Below are 25,040 nucleotides of genomic sequence, written 5' to 3' on the forward strand. Positions count from 1 at the left end.
GGACGCGGGGCGCGGCGCCTTTCCGGGTCTTTCCGGCAGGGGCGTCAGGCGTACTGGGCGACGAGGCTGCGCGGCCGGATGTCGGTCCAGTGGGCGGTGATGTACTCCAGGGCCTCGTCCCGGCCGGCGGGGCCGTGGACGCTGGTCCAGCCTCCGGGGACGTCCGCGAAGGCCGGCCACAGGGAGTGCTGGCCCTCGTCGTTCACGACGACGTGGAAGGTTCCCTCGGCGTTGTCGAACGGGTTGACGGAATCACTCATGACTGGCTCCTCGTTTCTTTCTTCTGCAGGGCGGAGAGTTTCTCCGAGAGGATTCTTCCGATGTGTGCGAGTGGCTTCGGTTCGGCCATTTCGAGATGGCCGCATTCAACGGTGTGATTGTCGACGATCCCCCGGGTGAAGGGAATCCAGGTGGCGGCGAGGGCCCCTTCCGGTTCCCCCGGTCTGCGGGCGGTGAAGAACAGCACGTCGGTGTCGGCGACGCCGGGCACGTGCCGGGCCATGAGTCCGGCGTGGGTCTCGGAGGCCTGGAGCACCGCCCGCAGCTCCTCGTCGGAGAAGCCGGCGAGGACGGGGTCCTCGCGGCGGATTCGCGCCATCTCCCCGGCGGGGTCCCCGGAGGGCGCCGCCGTCCTCTCCTCCGGCGGCAGTACGGAGACGCTGCCGGGCCCGGTCCGGTGGACGTCCATCATCCCGAGGAGTTCGACGTGTTCGCCGGCCTCGTGGAGCCGGACCGCCATGGTGTGGGCGACGAGGCCGCCGTAGGACCAGCCGAGCAGCCGGTAGGGGCCCCGGGGCCGGACGCGGCGGATCAGCTCCAGGTAGTCGTCGGCCATCTCCTCCACGCTGCGCGGCCGGTGGCCGGGGTCGCTCAGGGAGCGGGCCTGGAGCGCGTACAGGGGCTGGTCGTCGCCGAAGTGGCGGGCGAGGCCCGCGTAGGCCCAGCCGACGCCGGTGCCGGGGTGGACGCAGAACAGCGGGGGGCGGGTGCCCCTGGTGCTGAGCGGCAGCAGGACGCCCAGGGCCGCGGCGCCGTCGTCCCCGTCCCCGTGTTCGCCGAGGAGGCCGGCGGGGGTGGGCAGGCGGAAGAGGTCGCGGACGGTGCGCTCCACGCCGAGGACGCCGCGCATGCGGTTGACCAGGCGGACGCCGAGCAGGGAGTGGCCGCCCAGGGAGAAGAAGTTGTCGTCGATGCCGACCCGGGGCACGTCGAGGATCTCGGCGAACAGGGCGCACAGCACCTCCTCGCGGGCGTTGCGGGGCCGCCGTCCGCCCCCGGCCGGGGAGGGCCGGTGCGGGGCGGGCAGCGCGGCGCGGTCCGGTTTGCCGTTGACGGTCAGCGGGAGGGCGTCGAGGACGACGACCGCGGAGGGCACGAGGTGTTCGGGGAGCGTCGCGCGGGCCGCGGCGAGCAGTTCGGCCCCGGTGACGGAGCCGCCGGCGCGGGGGACGGCGTAGCCGACGAGGGTCTTCTCCCCGGGCCGGTCCTCGCGGACCACGGCGAGGGCCTGGCCGACGGCGGGGTGCTCGGCGAGCGCCCGCTCGACCTCGCCGGGTTCGATCCGTACGCCGCGCAGTTTGATCTGGCCGTCCGCGCGGCCGAGGAAGCGGAGTTCGCCGCCGGGGGTCCACAGGACGCGGTCGCCGGTGCGGTACATCCGGCTGCCGTCGTTCTCGAAGGGGTCAGGGACGAAGCGTTCGGCGGTCGTGCCGGGCCGGCCGACGTAGCCGCGGGCCACGTGCGTGCCGGCGATGTACAGCTCCCCGGGGACGCCGGGCGGTACGGGCCGCAGCGCGTCGTCGAGGACGTGGCTGCGGGTGTTGTCCATCGGCCGGCCGAGGTGGACGCCGGCGCCCCGCAGGGTGCGCTGCCCGGTGGTGAACCACTGGTTGTGGGAGGCGAAGGTGGTCTCGGTGGGGCCGTAGGAGTGGACGAGGACGGTGTCGGGGCAGTGGGTGAGGACCCGCTGGACGGCGGCCGGGGAGACGGCGTCCCCGCCGGTCCACACTTCGCGCAGGGAGCGCAGGGTGTCCAGGCCCTCGTCGGCCATGACGTGGAACAGGCCCGTGGTGAAGTAGGCGCCGGTGACGCCGTGCCGGTGGACCGCGCGGGCGGTCTCGGTGAGGTCGGTGCCGTCGCCGGCGGTGATCACGAGGCTGCCGCCGCCGAGCAGCGGCACCCAGGTCTCGAAGACGGAGGCGTCGAAGCCGGTCGCGGAGTGCACCAGCATCCGCCGGGTTCCGCCCCTGGCGAGGTCGCGGTCGGCGGCGAGTTCGAGGACGTTGCGGTGGGTGACGCCGACTCCCTTGGGCCGGCCGGTCGAGCCGGAGGTGAACATCACGTACATCAGGTCGTCGCCGGTGGCGCGGGCGGCTCCGGGCTCCTCCTCCCCCGGTGCCTCGTCGTGCCCGGCGGGCGCGTCGACGGTGAGCACGGAGGCGGGGAGGCCGTCCGGGAGGGCGGTGGCGTGCGCCGTGTCGGTCGCCACGAGGCGGGCGCCGGCGTGCTCGGTCATCAGGCGGAGCCTGGCCCCGGGGAGGCGGGGGTCCAGTGGGAGATAAGCGGCGCCGCACTTGAGGACGGCGAGCGCCGTCACCACCAGGGACGTCCCCCGGCCGAGGAGGACGCCCACGGTGTCGCCGCGGCGCGCTCCGGCGGCGCGGAGGCGGGCGGCGAGCGCATCGGCGCGGGCGTCGAGTTCGCCGTACGTGACGGTCTCGTCGTCGGTGATCAGCGCGGGGGCGCCGGGGGTGCGGGCGGCCCGGCGGGCGATCCGCTCGTGGACGGTGCCGGGGCCGGCGGGCGGCACGGTGGCGGTGTCGTTGTACTCGCCGGTGAGCAGGAACCGGTCGGCGCCGGTGAGCGGGGCGATGTCCCCGATCCGCGTGCCGGGATCGGCCGCGGCGGCGCGCAGGGTCCGGTCGAGGTGGCCGGCGAGCAGGGCGGCGGTGGGGGCGTCGAACAGGTCCGTGGCGTACTCCAGGCCGCCGGTCAGGCCGCCGGGGCCTCCTTCCGCGTCCCTCCGCTCCGTGAGGGCGAAGGTCAGGTCGAACTTGGTGGAGACGGTGTCGAGGAGGGCGGGCCCGTCCTCGCGGAAGAGGCTCCGCGCGGCGGCCGTGCCGGGCGCGTCGCGGGTGTAGTCGTGGTGGAGCTGGACGACGATCTGGGCCAGCGGGTGGTGGGCGGTGGTGCGGGCGGGGTTGAGGTGTTCGACCACGCGGTCGAAGGGGAGTTCCTGGTGGGCGTAGGCGGCGAGGTCGGTCCGCCGGACCCGTTCGAGGAGTTCGGCGAAGGTGGGGTCGCCGGAGGTGTCGGTGCGCAGCACCAGGGTGTTGACGAAGAAGCCGATCAGGTCGCCGAGGTCCTCGTCGTCGCGTCCGGCGGTCATGGTGGCGAGGGGCAGGTCGGTGCCGGCGCCGTGCCGGGTGAGGACGGCGGCCAGGGCGGCCTGGAGGACCATGAGGAGGGTGGTGCCGGTGTTCCGGGCCAGGGTCTCCAGGGCGCGGTGGGTGGCGGGGTCGACGGTGACGGGGGCGTGTCCGCCGCGGTGGGAGGCCTCGGCGGGGCGGGGCCGGGCGCAGGGCAGTTCGAGCACGGGCGGTGCCCCGGCCAGGGTCTTCTCCCAGAACTCCAGATGGGTCCGGGCGGCCGGTCCGCCGGTCAGGTCCCGCTGCCAGAGGGTGTAGTCGGCGTACTGGAGGGGCAGCGGCTCCCAGTCGGGGGCGCGGCCCGCGGCGCGGGCGAGGCAGGCGGTGGTGAGGTCGGCGAGCAGCGGTCCGGTGGACCAGCCGTCGGCGGCGATGTGGTGGACGAGGACGACGAGGACCTGGCCGTTGTCGCCGGGCCGTTCCCCCCGGCCGTCGGGCAGGAGGAGCGTGGCCCGCAGCGGGGTGTCCCCGGCCAGGTCGAAAACGTGCCCGGCGGCCTCGGCGACGGCTTCGGGGAGTCGTGCGGCGGGGACGGTCCGTACGTCGAGCGGGGGGCGGACGCCGGTGAGGACCTCCTGGTGGGGTTCGCCGTCGACGGTCCGGTAGCGGGTGCGGAGCACTTCGTGGCGGTCGGAGAGGTCGGTGAGGGCGCGGGCGAGGACGTCCGGGTCGAGGGGGGTGGCCGGCCGCAGGACGAGGGGGATGTTGTAGGAGGCGCCGGGGCCTTCGAGGGCGTCGACGAACCACAGCCGGCGCTGGGCGTACGAGAGGGGGAGGCGCGCGGGCCGGTCCGGGCGCGGGACGGGCCGGGGCCGGGCGGTCCCGGCGGGGCCCGCGCCGTCGGCCTGCCGGGCGGCGATGCGGCGGGCGAGCGCGTCGGGCGTGGGGGCGAGGAGGAGGTCGCGGACCTGGACGTCGGCGCCGAGGCGGGCGCGGACGCGGTTGGCGAGGCGCACGCCGCTCATGGAGTGGCCGCCGATGGTGAAGAACCCCTCGTGCGGGCCCACGTGGTCCAGGCCGAGGACTTCGGCGAAGAGCGCGCGGAGGGCGTCGACGTGGGCCGGGGGCGGCTCCTCGGCGGTGCGCGCGGCGGACCGGGCCTCCTCCCGCACGGTCTCGGCGGCGCGGGCGCGCCGCCCGTCGAGGGCGAGCCGGTCGGCGGGGGTGACGAGCGCGGTGTCCCGGACCCGGTCCCCGGGGCGGTCGGCGGCGGTGCGCAGGGCCCGTTCCAGGGCGGTGAGGAGGAGCCGGGCGGTGGACTCGTCGAGGACGTCCGTGGCGTACTCCAGGGCGATCCGCAGCCCGGCGGGGGTGCCGTCGGCGTCGCGGAGCTCCTCGCAGGCCGCGGTGAGGTCGAACTTGGTGGTGGCCGGGCCGTCCGCGGCGAACCGGCCGCCGGCCCCGCCGAACCGGAAGGTCTCCTCGCCGGTCCCGCCGGTCCGCAGGGTGAGCATCACCTGGAAGAGGGGGTGGACGCCGGGGGTGCGGGGCGGGTTGAGGTGTTCGACGAGGAGGTCGAAGGGGAGTCCCTGGTGTGCGAAGGCGGCGAGGTCGGTGTCGCGGACCCGTCGCAGGAGGCCGGTGAAGGAGGGGTCGCCGGAGGTGTCGGTGGGCAGGACGAGCGTGTTGACGAAGAAGCCGACCAGGTCGTCGAGGGCCTCGTCGTCGCGTCCGGCGACGGGGGTGCCGAGGGCGACGCGGTCGCCGGAGCCGGACGCCCGCAGGGCGAGGGCGAGGGCGCCCTGGAGGACCATCAGCAGGCTGGCGCCGTGTTCCTCGGCGAGGCGCGCGAGGCGCGCGTGGACGGCGGGTCCGAGGGTGGTGGTCACCTGGGCGCCGCCGTGGTCGCGGACGGCGGGCCGGGGCCGGTCGAGCGGCAGGCCGGTCGCGTCGGGGAGGCCGTCGAGGGCGGCCCGCCAGTGGGCCAGGCCCCGGGCCACGAGGGAGTCGGAGTCGTCCTCCGCGCCGAGGACGTCGTTCTGCCAGAGGGTGTAGTCGGCGTACTGGACGGGCAGCGGCTCCCAGTCGGGGGCGGTGCCCCCGGCGCGGGCGGCGTGGGCCCGGGCCAGGTCGGTCATGAGGGGGGTGAGGGACCAGCCGTCGCCGGCGACGTGGTGGAGCAGGACGGCGAGGGTGGCGCCGGGCCCCTCGTCGGGGAGGAAGAGGGCGACGCGGAGCGGGAGTTCGCGGGAGAGGTCGAAGGTCTCGGCGGTGAAGGCGGCGACCCGGCCGGGGAGTTCGGCCGCGGGGCACTCGACGGTGCGGAGCCGGACGGTGGCGGGCGGCAGGACGTGCTGGTACGGCTCGTCCCCGGGCGCGAGGAACACGGTGCGCAGCACCTCGTGCCGTTCGGCGAGGTCGGTCACGGCGGCGGCCAGGGCGGTGCGGTCGGGTGCCGCGTCCAGGTGGAGGACGACCGGCATGTTGTAGGCGGCGGACGGGCCGTCGAACTGGTTGACCAGCCAGAGCCGTCGCTGGGCGTGGGAGAGGGGCACCCGGTCCCCGGCCGGGAGGGGTTCCTCGTGGACGACGGGCAGGCGCGGGTCGGTGGTGCGCAGCCTCTTGCGGTCGATCTTTCCGGAGCTGGTGCGGGGCAGGGCGACGACGACGCTGACGGCGGGCACGGCCGCGGGAGGCATCTGGTCCCGCACCCAGGCGCGCAGTTCCTCCGCGCCGGTGCCGCCCCCGGTGACGACGAAGGCGACCAGCCGCTTGACCCCGTCGTCGTCCTGCTGGGCGACGACGGCGGCCTCGCGGACGGCGGGGTGCCCGGCGAGGACGGAGTCGATCGCGGCGGGGTCGATGCGCTGGCCGCCGATCTTCACCTCGTCGTCGAGACGCCCGTGGTAGAGGATCTGCCGGTCCTCGCCGAGGGTGACGAGGTCGCCGGTGCGGTAGGCGCGTTCGCCGTTCAGCGTGGTGAAGCGGCGGGCGTTCAGTTCGGGGCGGTGCAGGTAGCCCCGGGTCAGGCCGCCGCCCAGGAGCCAGAGTTCGCCGCCGACGACGGCGGCGCGCACGCCCGGCAGGGGGCGGCCGATGGGGACCGGTCCGCTCTCGTGCCGGGTGAGGTCGGCGACGGTGGCCACGACGGTGGTCTCGGTCGGGCCGTAGCCGTTGAGCAGGCGGATCCGGTCGCCGGCGAGTCCGCGCCACTGGGCGATCCGCTCGGGCAGGACGGCCTCGCCGTAGACGATCACGGTGCGCAGCCGGTCCGGGAGGCGGACGGAGCCGGTGGTGAGGACGTGGACGAGTTCGTGCCAGTAGGCGGCGGGCAGGTCGAGGAGGGTGATGCCGTGCCGCTCACAGCCGGCGAGGAGTTCGCCGACGTCCAGCATGTCGTCGGTGCGCAGGACGAGGGTGCCGCCCGCGCCGAGGGTCGCGAAGACCTCCTGGACGCTGGCGTCGAAGTGCAGCGGGCTGAACTGGAGGACCCGGGAGTCGGGGCCGATGCCGTAGGCGGGGATCGCTCCGGCGACGAAGTGGGCGAGGGAGTCGTGGGCGACGACGACGCCGTTCGGGGTGCCGGTGGACCCGGAGGTGTAGATGACGTAGGCGGCGCCCGCCTCCGTGCCGGGTCCGCCGAGGACGAGTTCGCCGTGCCGGGCGACTTCCGCCGGGGTGGGGGCCAGGTCGCCGCAGGCGTCCCTGAGGATGGCCTCGTTGCGGGCGTCGGGCGCCTGGACGTCGAGGGGCAGGTAGGCGGCGCCGGTGCTGAGGACGGCGAGGAGTCCGACGATCGCGTCGGCTCCCCGGGGCCGGTGCAGGGCGACGAGGCGGCCGGGGCCCGCGCCCCGGGCGGCGAGTTCCCGTGCCCTCGCGTCCACGGCCTCGGTGAGCTGCGCGTAGGTCAGCCGGGTGCCGGCGTGGACCAGGGCGGGGGCGCCGGGGCGGGTGCGCGCCTGATGGGCGATCAGGTCGAGCACGGGCGGGGCGGGGGCGGGAGAGGGTCCGCCGTCGAGCAGGTCGTCCGTTCCACTGGGGGGCATGCTGGGTTCCTCCGGTAAAGGGCCGAGAGACCGGGGCGAACGGTTCCTCTCGCCTCCGTGCCCTCCACGCTAGGCGCGGCGCCCCCGCTTCCGGGGCAGTCGGTCCGGCAGCTCCGGGCGGCAGAAGGGGCCGTCCGGAGCTGCCGGTGCGGAAGCGTCGGCGGGGCCGTCGGCGGGCCCGGTGCGGGGCCCTCCGGAGCTGCCGCTGCGGGCCCGGCGCGGGCCCCTCCGGAGCTGCCGCTGCGGGGCCGGCGCGGGCCCCTCCGGAGCTGCCGCTGCGGGGCCGTCAGCGGGCCCGGCGCGCGCCCGCCCTGGTGCGGCGGCGCAGCGCCGGGGCGGCCGGCGGGCGGGGTGCCGGTCCGCCGGGGGCGGACGGGGCGGCCCTGCCGGAAGAGGTTCCCTCGGCGGCGGTCCCGCTCCCGGTTCCGGCGGCGCCGTCCAGGCGCCGGGCGAGGGAGGCCGCGGTGGGGTTGCGGAACACGTCCCGCAGGGTGAGGTCCCGGGCGAACTCGGCACGGATCCGGTTGAGCAGTCTGACCGCGAGGAGGGAGTGGCCGCCGGACTTGAAGAAGTTGTCGTTCCGGCCGAGGGGCCGGCCGCCGAGGACGTCCCGGAAGAGGGCGAGCAGTTCCTCCTCCCGGCCGGCCGGGGCCGCCGCGCCCCGTTCCTCTCCCCCGGGGCGGGGGGCGGGGTGTTCGCCGGGAGCGGGCAGCCGGTCCACGACGACGACGCGGGCGGGGACCAGGTATTCGGGCAGCTGTTCGGCGGCCCGGTCGCGCAGTGCCTCCTCGCCGGGGCCTCCGGGCCCGCGGGTGACGTACGCGTACAGCCGGTCGTCGTGGACGGCGACGGACGCGCCGGTCACGCCGGGCCGTGCGGTGAGGACGTCCTCGACGCGGCCGGGCTCCACCGGGTAGCCGCCCGCGGTGAGGGTGGCGACGGGGCGCAGGGTGCCGTCGGCGGCGGGGAAGGCCCGCCGGCCGGTGGGCCGCGAACCGCCGCCGGGGGCCGGGGCGTACACCTCGCCGGGCACCCGTACGGGGACGGGGCGCCCCTTCTCGTCCCGTACGGTCTCCGGGCCCGCGGGGGCCTCGGGGCCGTACCGCAGCCCGGACAGCGGGAGCCCGGGGTCGGCGGCGAACGCGTCGAGGGTCTCGGCGAGGCGCCGGGCCAGGAGGCGGGCGGTGTCCTCGTCGTAGAGGGCGGTGGCGTATTCGAGGACGCCGCGCAGCCCGGCCGGGGCGCCGTCGGCGCCGGTCAGTTCGGTGAGCGCGAAGGTGAGGTCCGACTTGGCCCCGGCGGCGCGGAAGGCGACCGGTTCGCCGTCCAGGACGTTCGGGGTGCCCGTGGCGGCCGTTCCGGTGGCCGCGGCGTGGACCTGGAGCATCACCTGGACGAGCGGGGCGTGGGCGGCGGAGCGGTGCGGGCTCAGGTGCTCGACGAGCCGGTCGAAGGGCAGGTCCTGGTTGCTGTAGGCGGCGAGTCCCGCCTCGCGGACGCGGTGCGTCAGGTCGGTGAGGGCGGGGTCGCCGGAGGTGTCGGTGCGCAGGACCAGCGTGTTGACGAAGAAGCCGACGAGGGGGTGCAGGGCGTCGTCCGCGCGGCCGGCGACGGTGGTGCCGATCGCGATGTCGGTGCCGGCGCCGTGCCGGGTGAGGAGGGCGGCGAGGGCGGCCTGTACGACCATGAAGAGGGTGGCGCCGCCGCTCCGGGCGTGGCGCAGCAGGGCCCGGTGGGTGGCGGCGCCCACCTCGAAGGCGGTGAGGGCGCCGGCTCCGTCGCTCTCCGCCGGGCGCGGCCGGTCGGTGGGCAGGGCGAGCAGCGGCGGCATCCCGTCGAGGGCGGCGCGCCAGTGGGCCAGCTGCGCTCCCGCGAGGCCGCGCCCGCCCCGCCCGCCGTCGTTTCCGTCTCCCCCGCCGTCCTCGCCGCCCCCGCTGTCCTCGCCGCCCTCGCCGTCGAGGAGGACGTGCTGCCAGAGGGTGTAGTCGGTGTACTGGACGGGCAGCGGCTCCCAGTCCGGGGCGCGTCCCCCGGCGCGGGCCCGGTAGGCGGTGTCGAGGTCGGCGAGGAGGCACGGGGTGGACCAGCCGTCGCCCGCGATGTGGTGCAGGAGCAGCACCATCACCTGGCCGCCGTCGCCGTCGGTCACGAGGCGGGCCCGGAAGGGGATCTCGGCGGCCAGGTCGAAGACGTACCCGGCGGCCTCGTCGACGGCCGCCCGCAGCGCGTCCGGGCCGTCGGCCCGGACCTGTTCGAGGACGGGCGCGACGCCGTCGAGGACGTGCTGGTGGGGTTCGCCGCCGGTGGAGCGGTAGACGGTGCGCAGCACCTCGTGCCGGGCGGTGACGTCCGCGAGGGCCTCGGCGAACACGGCCGGGTCGACCGGGCGGCGGAGCCGGATCGCGAGGGGGATGTTGTAGGTGGCGCTCGGTCCTTCGAGGCGGTTCAGGAACCACAGCCGGCGCTGGGCGAAGGAGAGCGGTATCCGTTCGGGCCGCGCCTCCTCCGGAACGGGCCGCAGGGCGGGCCGGGCGGGTCCGGTGCCCCGCTCGCCGAGGCGTCGCAGGAGCCGGCGCGGGGTCGGGGCGAGGAAGACGTCGCGGAGGGAGGCCTGGAGGCCCAGGGCGCCGCGCACGCGGTTGGTGAGCCTGCCCGCGAGCAGGGAGTGCCCGCCGAGCTTGAAGAAGTTCTCCTCCGGCAGCACCTCCTCCCGCCCCAGGACCTCCGCGAACAGGCCGCGGAGGATCTCCTCGCGGGGGTCGGCGGCGGTACGCGCCCGCTCGTCCTCGCGCTGCTCCTTCCCGGTGTCCGCGCGGCGCCGTCCGGCCGCCGCCAGGGCCTCGTGGCGCCGGTCCAGTTCCCGGCGCTCCGCGCCGGTGAGCAGACGGGCGGCGTCGAGGCGCGTGTCGGCGGGCAGTTCGGCGAGGGCCGTCAGCGCCCGCCGGAACAGGCCGAGGAGGAGGAGCGCGGTCTCCTCGTCGTACAGGTCGGTCGCGTACTGCAGTCCGAGCCGCAGGCCGGCCGGCCCGCCGTCCGGGCCGGACCGTTCCAGGCAGTCGAAGCCGAGGTCGAACTTGGCGGCGGCGAGGTCGGCGCCGTCGAGGACGGCCGGGATGCCGCCCAGGCCGTACGGGGTGTCCTGATCGGTCCGCGTGCCGACCACGACCTGGAAGAAGGGGTGCCGGCCGAGGGTCCGTTCGGGGTTCAGGTGCTCCACCAGGAGGTCGAACGGCAGGTCCTCGTGCGCGAACGCCGCCAGGTCCGCCTCCCGCACCCGGTCCACCAGTTCGGCCGGTGTGGGATCGCCCGACAGGTCGGTCCGCAGGGCCAGCGTGTTGACGAAGAACCCCACCAGGTCGTGCAGCGCCTCCTCGGGCCGCCCGGCCACCGGCGTTCCCATCACGACGTCCGGTCCCGCGCCCGCCGCCCGCAGCGCGAGGGAGAGGGCGGCCCGCACCACCATGAAGAACGTCGCCCGCCGGGCGCGGGCGAGCCCGGTCAGCGCCCCGTGGACTCCGGCGTCCAGGTCCAGGGTCACCACCGCGGCCCGCTGCCGTCCGGGTTCGGACGGCCTCGGCCGGTCGGCGGGCAGCCGCGTCTCCACCGGGACGCCGTCGAGCGCCCCGCGCCAGAAGGCGAGCTGCTCGTGCGCGGTGCTGCCGGGGTCCCCGGGGTCCCCGAGCATGTCCCGCTGCCACAGGGCGTAGTCGGCGTACTGGACGGGCAGCGGCTCCCAGTCCGGGGCGCGTCCCCCGGCGCGGGCCCGGTAGGCGAGGTCCAGGTCCCTGAGCAGGCAGTCCACCGACCAGCCGTCCGTGGCGATGTGGTGGATCAGCAGCACCAGGACCGCCGTTCCATCCTCCACGCCGAACAGCCCGGCCCGGACCGGCGGTTCGGTGGTCACGTCGATCGGCGTCCGCGCGAAGGCCGTCGCCCGCGCCCGCACGTCCCCGGCGGCCGTGTCCCGTTCGACCTCGACCCGCACCGCGGGCGCGTCGAGGATCCGCTGGTACGGTTCGCCGTCCCGTACCGGGTACACCGTCCGCAGCACCTCGTGCCGCTCCGTCACGTCCCGGACCGCCGCCTCCAGCGTCCCCGGGTCGGGCATCGCTTCCAGGCGGAGCACCACGGGCGCGTTGTACGCCGGCGACGGGCCTTCCAGCCGGCTCAGGAACCACAGCCGGCGCTGGGCGTAGGACAGGGGGATCACGGTTGCTGCTCCTCGGGGTGACGGGTCGGGCGGGGCCGGGGACGGGGGCCGCGGTGGCGCGTGCGGCGGTCAGGCGTCCTTCGCGGCCCTCAGCTCCTCGATGTGGGCGGCGAGGTCGCGCAGTCGCGGGTGGGCGTAGACGGCCTTGACGGGCAGGGCCACGGAGAGTTCGGCCCGCACCCGGGAGACCAGTTTGATGGCGAGCAGGGAGTGGCCGCCGAGCTTGAAGAAGTTGTCGTCGGGGCCGATCGACGCGGCGCCCAGGACCTGTGTCCACACGCGGGCGATCAGTTCCTCCGCCGGGCCTCCCGGCGTCCCGGCCGCGGCGTCCCCGGCGGTCCGGGGCGCGGGACCGGCCGGGGCCCCGGCGCGGGTGGGGAGCGTAGACCGGTCGAGCTTGCCGCTGGGCGTCGTGGCGAACGCGTCCACCGCGACGTACGCGGACGGGACCATGTACGGCGGCAGCGCGGCGGTGAGCGCGGCCCGGAGCGCGGTGGCGTCGCCGCCCCGGTGGTAGGCGATCAGGCAGGGGGTGCCGCCCGCGTCCTCGCCGAGGATCACGGCGGCCTCGGCGACGCCGTCCAGCCGGGTGAGGGCGGCCTCGATCTCGGGGAGTTCGACGCGGTGTCCGCGCAGCTTGACCTGGCCGTCGGCGCGGCCGAGGTAGGCGAGCCGTCCCCCGGGGAGCAGCCGGCAGCGGTCGCCGGTGCGGTACATGCGCCCGCCGGGGGCGCCGGACGGGTCGGCGACGAAGCGTTCCGCCGTCAGGCCGGGACGGTGCCGGTACCCCCGCCCCACGCGCGGGCCGGCCAGGTACAGCTCGCCCGCCTCCCCCTCCCCCACGGGGGCGAGGTTCCGGTCGAGGAGCCGCATCCGGAGCCCGGGCAGGACGGCGCCGATGTGCGGCTCGTCCGGGCGGTCGATCCGGGCGAGGGTGGCGTCGACGGTGCACTCGGTGGGCCCGTACAGGTTGAAGGCGTTCAGGAGGCCGGAGGCGTGGGCGGCGGCCAGGCGGTTCCAGAGCGCCGGGCCGATCGCCTCGCCGCCCACCAGCAGGGTCAGCGGGCGCGGTCCGCCACCGGGGGTGAGCAGGTCGAGCAGCGGGTCGGCGTGCGACGGGGTGACGTCCAGGTCGGTGAGGGCCTGTTCGTCGACGAGTGCGGCGAGGAGCGCCGGGTCGCGGCGGGTCTCCTCGTCGATCATGACGAGGGTGTCGCCCCGGCAGAGCCGTACCCACTGCTGTACGGACGCGTCGAACGACGGGGAGGCGTTCCAGCCGACCCGGCGGCCCTCGCCGGTGGCGACGCCCGCCCCTTCGAGCTCCCGCAGCAGCAGGGACGCGGCGCCGCGTCCGATCTCCACGCCCTTGGGGCGGCCGGTGGAGCCGGAGGTGTAGATGACGTAGGCGAGGGTGCCGGGGGTGACCGGGGCGGGCGCGTACGGGGCGCCGTCGCCGGCGCCGGTCAGTTCGGCGACGGTCACGGCGCGGGTGCCGGGGGCCGGGGAGCCGGCCGTGCCGTCCGTCACCACCAGGTCGGCGCCGGAGTCCTCCACGAGGTAGCGGCGGCGCTCGGCGGGCAGCGCGGGGTCGACCGGCAGGTAGGCGGCGCCCGCGGTGAGGGTGCCGATGAGCGCGGTGACGAGGCCGGCGCCGCGCGGCAGGCAGAGTGCCACGACGCTCTCCGGGCCGGCCCCGAGGGCGGCGAGCCGGGCCGCGACGGCGGTGGCCCCGGCGCGCAGTTCGTCGAAGGTGAGGGTGCGGTCGTCCGCGACGACGGCGGTACGGCCGCCGGGGACGGCGGCGAGCCGGGCCAGCAGGTCGGCCGCGCCGGTGCCGGCGGCGGCGCAGGCCCCGCAGGGGCAGGCGCCCGCGGCGTGCTCGCGCGGGAGGAGGACGGCGGGCCGGGTGGCGGGGCGCTCGGGGAGGACGGCGGTCACGGCGGGGTTCACCTTCCGTACGGGGCGGTGGAGGGGGCGGAGGTCGGGGAGCAGGCGGACAGCGGCACCGGCTCGCCCATGGCGACGAGGATGCTGCGGTCCCCGGTGTACGACTCGCGGCCGTGGGCGCAGAGGATGTTGTCGACCAGCATCAGGTCGCCGGCCCGCCAGCTCTCCCGCACGGTCACCGCCTGGTAGGCGTCGTTGACGGCGTCCACCTCGGCGTCGGTGAGGGCGGTGCCGTCGCCCAGGAGGGTCTGGAAGGGCAGGCCGTCCTCGCCGAACGTGTCGGTGAGGACCTCGCGGACGTCCTCGTCGAGGCTGCGGGCGTTCCAGAACGCGAAGTGGTTGAACCAGACGCGCTCGCCGGTCACCGGGTGGGTGATGATCGCGGAGCGGCGCTGGCGGGTGCGCAGGGTGTCCTCGTCCAGCCATTCGTAGCCGATGGCGTGGGCGTCGCAGTACGCTTCGGCGCCCGCCGGCTCGTCCGAGGAGAACGCCTTGCGCCAGGGCATGCCCGCCAGGTCGGAGTAGTTGCGCACGAGCAGCCAGCCGGCTTCGGCGAACCGGTCGACGAGGTCGCGGGGGAGCAGGGCGAGGGCCTGCCGCATGTCGCCGACGGTGGTCGCGCCGCCGGTCTCGGGGGCGGTGACGCAGCCGAAGAGCAGCACGCCGGGGAAGTCGAGGGTGTAGCTGTTCTCGTTGTGCAGGCGGATCGGCTGGGCGGCGGGCAGGTCGGTGGAGGAGAAGACGCCCTCGCCGAAGTCGGTGCGCGGGGTGGCCTTCTCCTTGTACCCGGCGCGTTCGGCGATCAGCGCGTCCCGCGCCTCGGCGAAGGTGGCCGCGTCCGTCACGGGCAGCCCGCGCAGCATGAGGGCGCCGGAGCGGTGCAGTTCGGCCTGGATGTCGGGGCGGCGGGCGGACAGCCACGCGGTGGCCTCGGCCATGGTGCCGAAGGCGGGCGTGTGGAGGACGGCCGGTTTGCCGGGCTCCCGGACTACGGTGACGCCGGCGGTGGCCGGGCTCGGGACGAAGGTGGTCATGGCGGGTTCCTCGCCTTCCGTGGGAGGGGGTTCGTGTGGTGGCGGCGGGCCGGACGGGCGCGGCGTGCGGTCCTGCCGTACGGGGCGGGTCAGGCGGCCGTGGTCGCGGAGGCGCACAGGGCCTCGACGACCGGGTTCAGCCGGGTGAAGAAGCCGGGCAGGTCCTGCTGGAAGTAGAAGTGGTCGCCGGGCAGGACCTCGGGCTCCACGGGGTGTCCGGCCACGAGGGACCAGCCGCCGAGCATGCCGACCGGGACGATCGGGTCGGCGTCGCCGCCGAACACCGCGACCGGGCAGTCGAGCCGTACGTCCGGGGCCGTGCACCGGTAGTCGTCGTCGACGGCGAAGTCGGCGCGGATGGACGGCAAGACGATCTCGCGGAGCTCCGGGTCGTCGAGGATGCCGTCGTCGGTGCCGCCGCGCTCCTTGATGGCGGCGACGAGCTGGTCGTCGTCCAGCCCCTCGGGACGCACCGGGCACTGGTTGGGCAGGACGGGCGCCCGGCAGGCGGAGGCGATCAGTCCTTGCGGGGTGCGGCCGCCGGCCTGGAGGGCCCGGGCCACCTCGAAGGCGACCAGGCTGCCCATGCTGTGCCCGAGGACCACCAGGGGTCCGGTGTCGGCGGGGAGGGCGTCGACCACGGGGAGCGCCAGGTCGTCGACGGACTCGGGCAGGTCCTCGCTGTAGCGGGCGCCCCGGCCGGGGTACTGGCCGATCAGCAGCCGGACGTCGGCCGGCAGGTGCTCGCGCCACGTGCTGTACGCGTGGGCGTTGCCTCCGGCGTGCGGGAGGACGAGGAGCGACAGGCGGTGCGGGGCGTCTCCGGGGAGGTCCCAGACGATGTCTTCGGGGGCGGTGTCCGGGGAGGGGTTCATGAGCTGATCCGTTCTGTCTCGGTGCGGCGGCGGAGGGCGGGTCGGGCCTTCTTCGCCGGGACGGTGGTGGTCCCGCGTGCTTCTTCGAGGGCTTCGATGTGCGCGGCGAGCCGGGCGGGGGTGGGGTGCTGGAAGACGTCGCGGACGGTGAGGCGCACGTCGAGGGCGCCGGCGATGTGGTTGGTGAGGCGGGCGCCCAGGAGGGAGTGGCCGCCGTGGTGGAAGAAGTCGTCGTCGACGGTGAGGGCGTCGGTCGTGTCGAGGACGCGGGCGAAGAGGGCGAGCAGGGTCTCTTCGAGTGGGGTGCGCGGGGCGCGGCCGGAGGCGGCGACGGCGGCCGGTGCGGGCAGGGCCCGCTTGTCGATCTTGCCGTTCGGGGTGAGCGGCAGCCGCTCCAGGAAGGTGAGGTGGGTGGGGACGAGGTGTTCGGGGAGCCGGTCGGCGACGTGCCGCCGGATCGCGTCGGGGTCGGTGTCGGTGTCGCCGTCGGTGACGACGTAGGCGGCGAGGCGGTCGTGGTGGACGGTGACGACGGCCCGGGTGACGCGGGGGTGGGTCAGGAGCGCGGCTTCGGTCTCCCCCGGCTCGATCCGGAAGCCCCGGATCTTGATCTGGTCATCCGCACGCCCCTCGTAGAGCAGGTGACCGTTCCGGTCGAAACGGACCAGGTCACCGGTCCGGTAGAGACGCCCGCCCGCCGGCCCGAACGGGTTCGGCACGAAACGGGACGCCGTCAGGTCCGGACGGCCCAGATAACCGTGGGCCAGGCCTTCGCCGCTGAGGTAGAGCTCGCCGGTGACGCCCGGCGGGCACAGGTTCAGGTGCGCGTCGAGGACATAGCCCCCCTTGTTGACGAGTGGAGTTCCGATCGGGACGAGGGCGGGCGGCTCGTCGCCACGGGCGATGGGGTGGGTGGTGGTGAAGCCCATCGACTCGGCGGGCCCGTACCCGTTGACGACCTCGATGCCGGGCCTGAGTTCCTGGAGCTTGTGCACGTGCGCGGGGGAAGCGGCCTCGCCACCGGTGAAGGCGACCGTGACCGTGTCGAAGGCCTCGGGGTGCTCGTCGACCAGGAAGTTGAACAGACTCGCCGACAACTGCAGCATCGTCACCCCGTGACGGCGGGACAACTCGCTGATCAGCGCGGGTTCGGGCCGCTGCCCCGGCTGGAGTACCGAGGTCCCGCCGTGCAGCAGCGCGCCCCAGAACTCCAAACTGAACGCGTCCCAGGAGACCGGCGAGCACTGCAGGAACACCTCGTCCGGACCGAACCGGCCGTAGGACTGACCACTGACCGTCGACACCAGATTCCGGTGCGACGACAAGATCCCCTTCGGCCGCCCCGTCGAACCCGACGTGAACATCAGGCAAGCGGAGTCGTCGGGGCCGACGGGCAGGCCGGGGTTGGCGGAGTCGAGGGAGGAGAGTTCGGCCGGGGCTTCCGTGTGGGTCGTCCAGGGCCCGTCGACGCGCGGGGCGAGGGACGGGCAGGTGAGGAGGTGGCGGATGCCGGCGTCGGTGGCGGCCGAGCGCAGCCGCTCGTCGGGGAAGTCCGGGTCCAGGAGCGTGTAACCGGCCCCCGTCTTGACCACCGCGATCACGGCAGCCGCGAAGTCCGCACCCCGCTCCAGCAGGACACCCGCCATGTCACCCCGGCGCAACCCACGTGAACCCAGGTGACGGGCCCAGCGGTTGGCGGTGGCGTTCAGCTCGGCATACGTGACCCTCCGCTCCCCGTCGATCAGGGCGATACGGTCCGGATGACGGGCGACCTGCTCCTCGAACCGCTCGACCAGCGACACGTCCCCCACATCGGCCACCGCCCCGGCCCACGAACCAGTCAGCGACTCACGCTCCACACCCGACAGCACCTCAAGGCCCGAGAGCCGGACACCCGGCTCGTCCAGCACCTGGACCAGTACGTCCCCGAGGACCCTCGTCATGCGCCGTACCGTCGCCTCGTCGAACAGCTCGGCGGCGAAGAGGACCGCGCCGTGCAGGCGCCGGCCGTCGTCGGAGCGGAGGAGGAACTCCAGGTCGAACTTGACCGAGCCGTTCGCGAGGCCCGAGACCTCGGAGGTACGGACTCCGGCCAGCTCCACCCGCGGTGCGGTGCCCGCCTCAAGGCCGAGGCAGATCTGGAAGAGGGGGTGGCGGGAGAGCGTACGGGTGGGATTGACCGCCTCCAGGACGAGATCGAAGGGGGTCTCCTGGTGCGCGAAGGCGTCCAGGTCGGCGGTACGCACCCGGCCCAGCAGTTCGCGGAACGTCGGATCACCCGAGCTGTCGGTGCGCAGGACCAGCGTGTTCACGAAGAACCCGACCAAGTCTTCCAGCGCCTCGTCCCCGCGCCCCGCCACCGGCGAACCGATCGCCAGGTCCGACCCCGCACCCAACCGGGCCAGAGCCGCCACCAGCGCCGCGTGCACCACCATGAACGGCGTGCACCCCTCCTCCCGCGCGAAAGCGCTCACCCGCTCGAACACCTCCGCACCGAAGTCGACCTCGATCTGGTCGCCCAGGTGAGATGCCTTCGCCGGCCGGGGCCGGTCCAGAGCCAGCCCGTGCTCCTCAGGGAGGCCTTCCAGCGCATCGCGCCAGAAGCCGAGGTCCCGGCCCAGCACACTGTCCGGATCGTCCGCCGATCCCAGCGCCCGCTTCTGCCAGACCGCGTAGTCGGCGTACTGGACCGTCAGCGGCTCCAGCTCATTGCTCTCCGCTCCCCCGACGCGGGCTTCGTAGGCCCGTTCGAGGTCAGTGAAGAACACCCCGCTCGACACGCCGTCCGTCGCGATGTGGTGCACCACCAGCAGCAGCACCGCAGGGCCGTCGCCCAGGTCGAACACCACCGCCCGCACCGGGAGATCCACCGCCAGGTCGAACACCCGGCCCGCCTCCGCCGCCAGCTCCGCGTCGAGGAGACCGGTTCGGGTCCGGCGTGTTTCCACGCTCACGCGGGCCTGTTCCGGCGGAAGGACGCGCTGGTGCGGTTCGCCGTCCACGGTCTCGAAGACGGTCCGCAGCGGAGCGTGCCGCTCCACCACGTCCCCCAGCGCCGCCTCCAAAGCCCCGACGTCCAGACCTCCGCCCTCAAGCCGCACCACCATCGGCACGTTGTAGGCGGCGCTGTCCCCGTCGAGCTGCGAGAGGAGCCACAGCCGCCGCTGCGCGAACGAGGCCGGCGGCAGCGCACCGTCCTCGCCGGACCCCTCCCCCGCCACCAGCGGCGGAAGGGCGTTCCGTACGCCTTCCTGCGCCGCGATCAGCTCCGCGAGGCCCGCCGGCGTCGGGTGCCCGAACACGTCCCGGATCGTCAGCCGCACGCCCAGCGCCTCCGCGACGCGGTTCGTCAGCCGGGCCGCGAGCAGCGAATGACCGCCGTGGTGGAAGAAGTCGTCGTCGACGGTGAGGGCGTCGGTCGTGTCGAGGACGCGGGCGAAGAGGGCGAGCAGGGTCTCTTCGAGTGGGGTGCGCGGGGCGCGGCCGGAGGCGGCGACGACGGCCGGTGCGGGCAGGGCCCGCTTGTCGATCTTGCCGTTCGGGGTGAGCGGCAGCCGCTCCAGGTCGATGACATGCACGGGTACGAGGTGTTCGGGGAGCCGGTCCGCCACGTGCTTGCGGATGTCCTGCGGGTCGGTGTCGCCGTCGGTGACGACGTAGGCGGCGAGGCGGTCGTGGTGGACGGTGACGACGGCCCGGGTGACGCGGGGGTGGGTCAGGAGCGCGGCCTCGGTCTCCCCCGGCTCGATCCGGAAGCCCCGGATCTTGATCTGGTCGTCCGCACGCCCCTCGTAGACGAGACGACCCTCACGGTCGAAGCGGGCCAGGTCACCGGTCCGGTAGAGACGCCCGCCCGCCGGCCCGAACGGACTCGGCACGAAACGGGACGCCGTCAGGTCCGGACGGCCCAGATAACCGTGGGCCAGACCCTCACCCGCGAGATAGAGCTCGCCGGTCACCCCCGGCGGGCACAGGTTCAGGTGCGCGTCGAGGACGTAGGCGCCCTTGTTCACCAGGGGCGTCCCGATCGGGACGACGGCATGGGGCAGGTCGGCCGTTTCGATGGGGTGGGTGGTGGTGAAACCCATCGACTCGGCGGGCCCGTACCCGTTGACGACCTCGATGCCGGGCCTGAGCTCCTGGAGCTTGTGCACGTGCGCCGGAGAGGCGGCCTCACCGCCAGTGAAGGCGACCGCGACCGTGTCGAAGGCCTCGGGGTGCTCGTCGACCAGGAAGTTGAACAGACTCGCCGACAACTGCAGCATCGTCACCCCGTGCCGGCGGGACAACTCGCTGATCAGCACGGGCTCGGGCCGCTGCCCCGGCTGGAGTACCGAGGTCCCGCCGTGCAGCAGCGCGCCCCAGAACTCCAGACTGAACGCGTCCCACGACACAGGCGAGCACTGCAGGAACACCTCGTCCGGACCGAACCGGCCGTAGGACTGACCAGTCACCGTCGACACCAGATTCCGGTGCGACGACAAGATCCCCTTCGGCCGCCCCGTCGAACCCGACGTGAACATCAAGCAGGCCACGTCGTTCCCGGTCAGTCGCGTACCCAGGTTCCCTCCGGGCAGGCCGTCCAGCTCTCCGGGCAGGCAGGAGACGGCCTGCCACGGCCCCTCCAGGCCTCCCGCGAGGCGGGAATCGGTGACCAGGACACCGATGCCGGCGTCGGTGGCGGCCGACTTCAGCCGCTCGTCGGGGAAGTCCGGGTCCAGGAGCGTGTAACCGGCCCCCGTCTTGACCACCGCGATCACGGCAGCCGCGAAGTCCGCACCCCGCTCCAGCAGGACACCCGCCATGTCACCCCGGCGCAACCCACGTGAACCCAGGTGGCGTGCCCAGCGGTTGGCGGTGGCGTTCAGCTCGGCGTACGTGACCCTCCGCTCCCCGTCCACCAGCGCGATACGGTCCGGATGACGGGCCACCTGCTCCTCGAACCGCTCGACCAGCGACACGTCCCCCACGTCGGCCACCGACCCGGCCCACGAACCGGTCAGCAACTCGCGCTCCGCACCCGACAGCACCTCAAGACCCGAGAGCCGGACACCCGGCTCGTCCAGCACCTGACGCAGCACCTCTCCGAGGACCGAGGCCGTGCGCCGTACCGTCGTCCCGTCGAACAGGTCGGCGGCGAAGAGCACGGTGGCCCGGAGGGACTTCTCGTCGTCGGAGCGGAGGAAGAACTCCAGGTCGAACTTGGCGGAACCGCTGGAGACCTTCTCCACGGGCCCGGTCCGTACGTTCCGCAGCGCGAACGCCGAACCGTCGCCGGTCTCGAGGGTGAGGCAGATCTGGAAGAGGGGGTGGCGGGAGAGCGTACGGGTGGGATTGACCGCCTCCAGGACGAGATCGAAGGGGGTCTCCTGGTGCGCGAACGCGTCCAGGTCGGTGGTACGCACCCGGCCCAGCAGTTCGCGGAACGTCGGATCACCCGAGCTGTCGGTGCGCAGGACCAGCGTGTTCACGAAGAACCCGACCAGATCCTCCAGCGCCTCGTCCCCGCGACCCGCCACCGGCGAACCGATCGCCAGGTCCGACCCCGCACCCAACCGGGCCAGAGCCGCCACCAGCGCCGCGTGCACCACCATGAACGGCGTGCACCCCTCCTCCCGCGCGAAAGCGCTCACCCACTCGAACACTTCGGAACCGAAGTCGACCTCGATCTGGTCGCCCAGGTGAGATGCCTTCGCCGGCCGGGGCCGGTCCAGAGCCAGCCCGTGCTCCTCGGGAAGGCCCTCCAGCGCACCGCGCCAGAAACCCAGTCCCCGGCTCAACACACTGTCCGGATCGTCCGCCGACCCCAGCGCCCGCCGCTGCCACACCGCGTAATCGGCGTACTGAACGGCGAGGGGTTCCAGGACGCCGCTCTCCGCTCCCCCGACGCGGGCCTCGTAGGCCCGCTCCAGGTCCGCGAAGAACACCCCGCTCGACACGCCGTCCGTCGCGATGTGGTGCACCACCAGCAGCAGCACCGCAGGGCCGTCGCCCAGATCGAACACCACCGCCCGCACCGGGAGATCCACCGCCAGGTCGAACACCCGGCCCGCCTCCGCCGCCAGCTCCGCGTCCAGGTCCTCCGTCTCCACCCGGCGCCGCCGAACCGTCACCCCCGCGCGCTCCGGCGGGAGAATCCGCTGGTGCGGTTCGCCGTCCACGGCCTCGAAGACGGTCCGCAGCGGAGCGTGCCGCTCCACCACGTCCCCCAGCGCCGCCTCCAAAGCCCCGACGTCCAGACCTCCGCCCTCAAGGCGCACCACCATCGGCACGTTGTAGGCCGCACTGTCCCCGTCGAGCTGCGAGAGGAGCCACAGCCGACGCTGCGCGAACGAGGCCGGCGGCAGCGCACCGTCCTCGCCGGACCCCTCCCCCGCCACCAGCGGCGGAAGGGCGTTCCTTACGCCTTCCTGCGCCGCGATCAGCTCCGCGAGGCCCGCCGGCGTCGGATGCCCGAACACGTCCCGGATCGTCAGCCGCACGCCCAGCGCCTCCGCGACGCGGTTCGTCAGCCGGGCCGCGAGCAGCGAATGACCGCCGAGCGCGAAGAAACTGTCGTCGATGCCGATCGGTTCGGCCGTCTCCAGCGTCGCGCCGAAGAGGGCGGTGAGGATCTCCTCCGTGGGGGTGCGCGGGGCCCGCCGTGTGCCGGGGAGGGCCACCGGTGCGGGCAGGGCCCGCTTGTCGATCTTTCCGTTGGGGGTGACGGGGAGCCGGTCGAGGGACGTCAGGTAGGTGGGGACGAGGTGTTCGGGGAGCCGGTCGGCGACGTGTGTGCGGATCTCGTCGGGGTCGGTGTCGCCGTCGGTGACGACGTAGGCGGCGAGGCGCTGTTCGTGGACGGTGACGACGGCCCGGGTGACGCGGGGGTGGGTCAGGAGCGCGGCCTCGGTCTCCCCCGGCTCGATCCGGAAACCCCGGATCTTGATCTGGTCGTCCGCACGCCCCTCGTAGACGAGACGACCCTCACGGTCGAAACGGACCAGGTCACCGGTCCGGTAGAGACGCCCGCCCGCCGGCCCGAACGGACTCGGCACGAAACGGGACGCCGTCAGGTCCGGACGGCCCAGATAACCGTGGGCCAGGCCTTCGCCGGCCACGTACAGCTCCCCCGTGGTGCCGGGCGGGCACAGGTTCAGGTGGGCGTCGAGGACGTAGGCCGGTTTGTCGACCAGGGGGGTTCCGACCGGGATCGCGGCGTGGGGGCGTTCGCCCGGCTCGACGGTGTGGGTGGTGGCGAAGATCATCACCTCGGCGGGTCCGTACCCGTTGAGGACCGTGATGCCGGGCCTGAGCCGCTGGAGCTTGTGCACGTGCGCCGGGGAGGCGGCCTCGCCGACGGTGAAGGCGGTGGTGACGGTGTCGAACGCCTCCGGGTGCTCGTCCGTCAGGTAGTTGAAGAGGGTCGCGGACAGCAGGAGCGTGGTGACGCCGTGCCGGCGGGCCAGCTCGGTGACGAGGGCGGGTTCGGGCTTCTGTCCCGGCTGGAGCACGACGGTGCCGCCGTGGAGGAGACCGCCCCAGAACTCCAGGCTGAACGCGTCCCACGACACCGGTGAGCACTGGAGGAACACCTGGTCCGGGCCGGTGGGGAGGTAGGGCTGGCCGATCAGGGTCGACACCAGGTTGCGGTGGGTGGACAGGATGGGCTTGGGGCGGCCGGTGGAGCCGGAGGTGAACATCAGGCAGGCCGGATCGTCGGGGGTGACGGGGAGGCCGGGGTTGCCGGGGCCGTGGGAGAGGAGTTCGCCGGGGGCTTCGGTGTGGGTCTCCCAGGGGCCGTCGAGGCGTCCGGCGAGGGCCGGGCGGGTGAGGAGGTGGCGGATGCCGGCGTCGGCGGCCGCCGCGCGGAGGCGTTCGTCGGGGAAGTCGGGGTCGAGCAGGACGTGGGCGGCGCCGGTCTTCAGTACGGCGAGGAGGGCGGTGGCGAAGCGGATGCCGCGTTCCAGGAGGACGCCCGCGAGGTCGCCGCGGCCCAGGCCCCGTGAGGCCAGGTGGCGGGCCCACCGGTTGGCCGCGGCGTTGAGTTCGGCGTACGTGATCGTCCGTTCGCCGTCGATCAGCGCGGTCCGGCCGGGGTACCGGGCCGCCTGCTCCTCGAACCGCTCCACGAGGGTGGTGACGGCGGTGCCGGCCAGTGGTCCGGCCCACGGGCCGGTGAGCAGGGCGCGTTCGGTCTCCGACAGCACGTCCAGGTCGGCGATCCGGCGTTCGGCGGGCCGGTCCGGGGCGAGGGCGGTGGTGAGGAACGCGGCGAAGCGGTCCTGGTGGGCGGCGGCGGCCGTGACGTCCACGCCCTCGACCGGGGTGTCGAAGTCGATCCGCAGCCCGTGGTCGGCGCCGAGGTCGAGGACGGCGACGGCGAGGTCGTCCACCGGGCCGTTGCTGATGTTGTGGTTGAGGGTCGGCCGGCCGCACACGGTGAGCTCCGCGTGGAAGCCCATGATGTTGAGGACGGGCGCGGCCAGGCGGCGGGAACCGTCGATGACACCGGCGTCCCGGCACAGGTCCTCGTACCGGGTGAGCTGGTGGCGCAGCCCGTGCTTGATCTCGGCGGCGGCCGAGCGGGCCAGGGCGCCGAGCGTCTCCCCGGGCCGGACCCGGAGCCGGAGCGGCACCACGTTCGACGTCATGCCGGGCGTGCTGCGCGCCCTCGGGGTCGTCCGGCCGGTGACGGGCAGGGCGAGGACCAGTTCCTCGCGGCCCGTGACGCGGTGCAGGTAGACCGAGAAGAGCGCCACGAGCAGGACGGACCAGGAGACCCGTTCGCCGCGGGCGACCGTCCGCAGCCGGTCGGCGTCCGCGGCGGACACCCGTACGCTGCGGCGCGCGAAGGGCAGGCCGCCGTGGGCGGCGGGGGCCCGGCCGGCGCCCCGGACCAGGCCGGCGGGCGCGTCCGGGGCACCGGCGAGGTGTTCCCGCCAGGCGGCCAGGTCGGCGGCGGCCCGTTCGGAGCGCCGGTACGCGTCGTCCTCGGCCAGCAGGTCGGCGAGGCTGCCGAACGGGGAGGGGCCCCAGGGTTCGCCCGCGACCGCCCGCTCGTACAGCTCGACCAGACGTGCGAGCGCCATGGACACGCCCACGCCGTCGACGACCAGGTGGTGGAACCCGTAGAAGTAGAAGTACCGTTCCTCGCCCAGTTTGATCAGCGCGCAGCGGACCGGCGGGCGGGTCAGGTCGAAGGGGGTGGTGATCATGTCGTCGATCAGCCGCCGGGCCTCGGCCTCCGGGTCGTCCGCCGTGCTCACGTCGGTGAACGGGAGGGTGCGGGCGCCGACGGTGTGCTCGACGATCTGCCACACCTGTTCGCCGTCGTCCTCGAAACCGCCGACCCGGAGGAAGTCGGCCTCCTCGGCGAGCCGGCGCCAGGCCGCCGCCATCAGCTCCGGGTCGACCGGGCCGTTGATCTCGCGGCACTCGCCGACGTTGTACCTGATGCCGGTGGGATCGAGGGCGTGTGCCGTCCAGATGTCACGCTGGGCCACCGAGAGCGGCAACCGGACGGCGGCCGGAGCGGGTGCGACGGGCGTGTCGAACGGCATGGAGGGCTCCTGGGAGGA

The 25,040-nt window shown here is 74.6% G+C and carries 7 protein-coding genes; all 7 read right to left on the minus strand.

Features of this window, described 5'->3' with window-relative positions:
- Window positions 1-44: 44 nt before the first annotated feature.
- Complete coding sequence (locus ACZ3IL_RS15435) at window positions 45-260, minus strand: MbtH family protein (protein ID WP_467390524.1); 216 nt, start codon at window positions 258-260, stop codon at window positions 45-47.
- Window positions 257-7,414 carry an amino acid adenylation domain-containing protein gene (locus tag ACZ3IL_RS15440; protein WP_467390526.1) on the minus strand — a complete coding sequence of 2,386 codons (7,158 nt, stop codon included), beginning with the start codon at window positions 7,412-7,414 and terminating at the stop codon, window positions 257-259. The genes ACZ3IL_RS15435 and ACZ3IL_RS15440 overlap by 4 nt, the downstream gene beginning before the upstream one ends.
- A gap of 286 nt (window positions 7,415-7,700) precedes the next feature.
- On the minus strand, window positions 7,701-11,624 hold the full coding sequence (locus tag ACZ3IL_RS15445) for a condensation domain-containing protein (protein ID WP_467390528.1): 3,924 nt from the start codon (window positions 11,622-11,624) through the stop codon (window positions 7,701-7,703).
- A 69-nt stretch (window positions 11,625-11,693) separates the two neighbouring features.
- The gene (locus ACZ3IL_RS15450) at window positions 11,694-13,562 is read right to left on the minus strand and encodes a non-ribosomal peptide synthetase (protein ID WP_467390530.1); all 1,869 of its coding nucleotides are present in this window, start codon (window positions 13,560-13,562) and stop codon (window positions 11,694-11,696) included.
- An 8-nt stretch (window positions 13,563-13,570) separates the two neighbouring features.
- Window positions 13,571-14,605 carry a TauD/TfdA family dioxygenase gene (locus tag ACZ3IL_RS15455; RefSeq protein ID WP_467390532.1) on the minus strand — a complete coding sequence of 345 codons (1,035 nt, stop codon included), beginning with the start codon at window positions 14,603-14,605 and terminating at the stop codon, window positions 13,571-13,573.
- Between the two features lie 89 nt (window positions 14,606-14,694).
- A complete protein-coding gene (locus ACZ3IL_RS15460; protein WP_467390534.1) occupies window positions 14,695-15,480 on the minus strand; it encodes a thioesterase II family protein in 786 nt (261 codons plus the stop codon).
- Window positions 15,477-25,022, minus strand: coding sequence for a non-ribosomal peptide synthetase (locus tag ACZ3IL_RS15465; protein WP_467390536.1), 9,546 nt, complete (start codon window positions 25,020-25,022; stop codon window positions 15,477-15,479). Before ACZ3IL_RS15465 ends, ACZ3IL_RS15460 begins: the two co-directional genes overlap by 4 nt.
- Between the last annotated feature and the right edge of the window lie 18 nt (window positions 25,023-25,040).

Source organism: Streptomyces sp. NPDC014907 (genome assembly GCF_055562975.1).

Coding starts and splice junctions, on each gene's coding strand:
- ACZ3IL_RS15435 (WP_467390524.1), bottom strand. CDS start 260: ATGAGTGATTCCGTCAACCCGTTCGACAACGCCGAGGGAACCTTCCAC.
- ACZ3IL_RS15455 (WP_467390532.1), bottom strand. CDS start 14,605: ATGACCACCTTCGTCCCGAGCCCGGCCACCGCCGGCGTCACCGTAGTC.
- ACZ3IL_RS15440 (WP_467390526.1), bottom strand. CDS start 7,414: ATGCCCCCCAGTGGAACGGACGACCTGCTCGACGGCGGACCCTCTCCC.
- ACZ3IL_RS15465 (WP_467390536.1), bottom strand. CDS start 25,022: ATGCCGTTCGACACGCCCGTCGCACCCGCTCCGGCCGCCGTCCGGTTG.
- ACZ3IL_RS15460 (WP_467390534.1), bottom strand. CDS start 15,480: ATGAACCCCTCCCCGGACACCGCCCCCGAAGACATCGTCTGGGACCTC.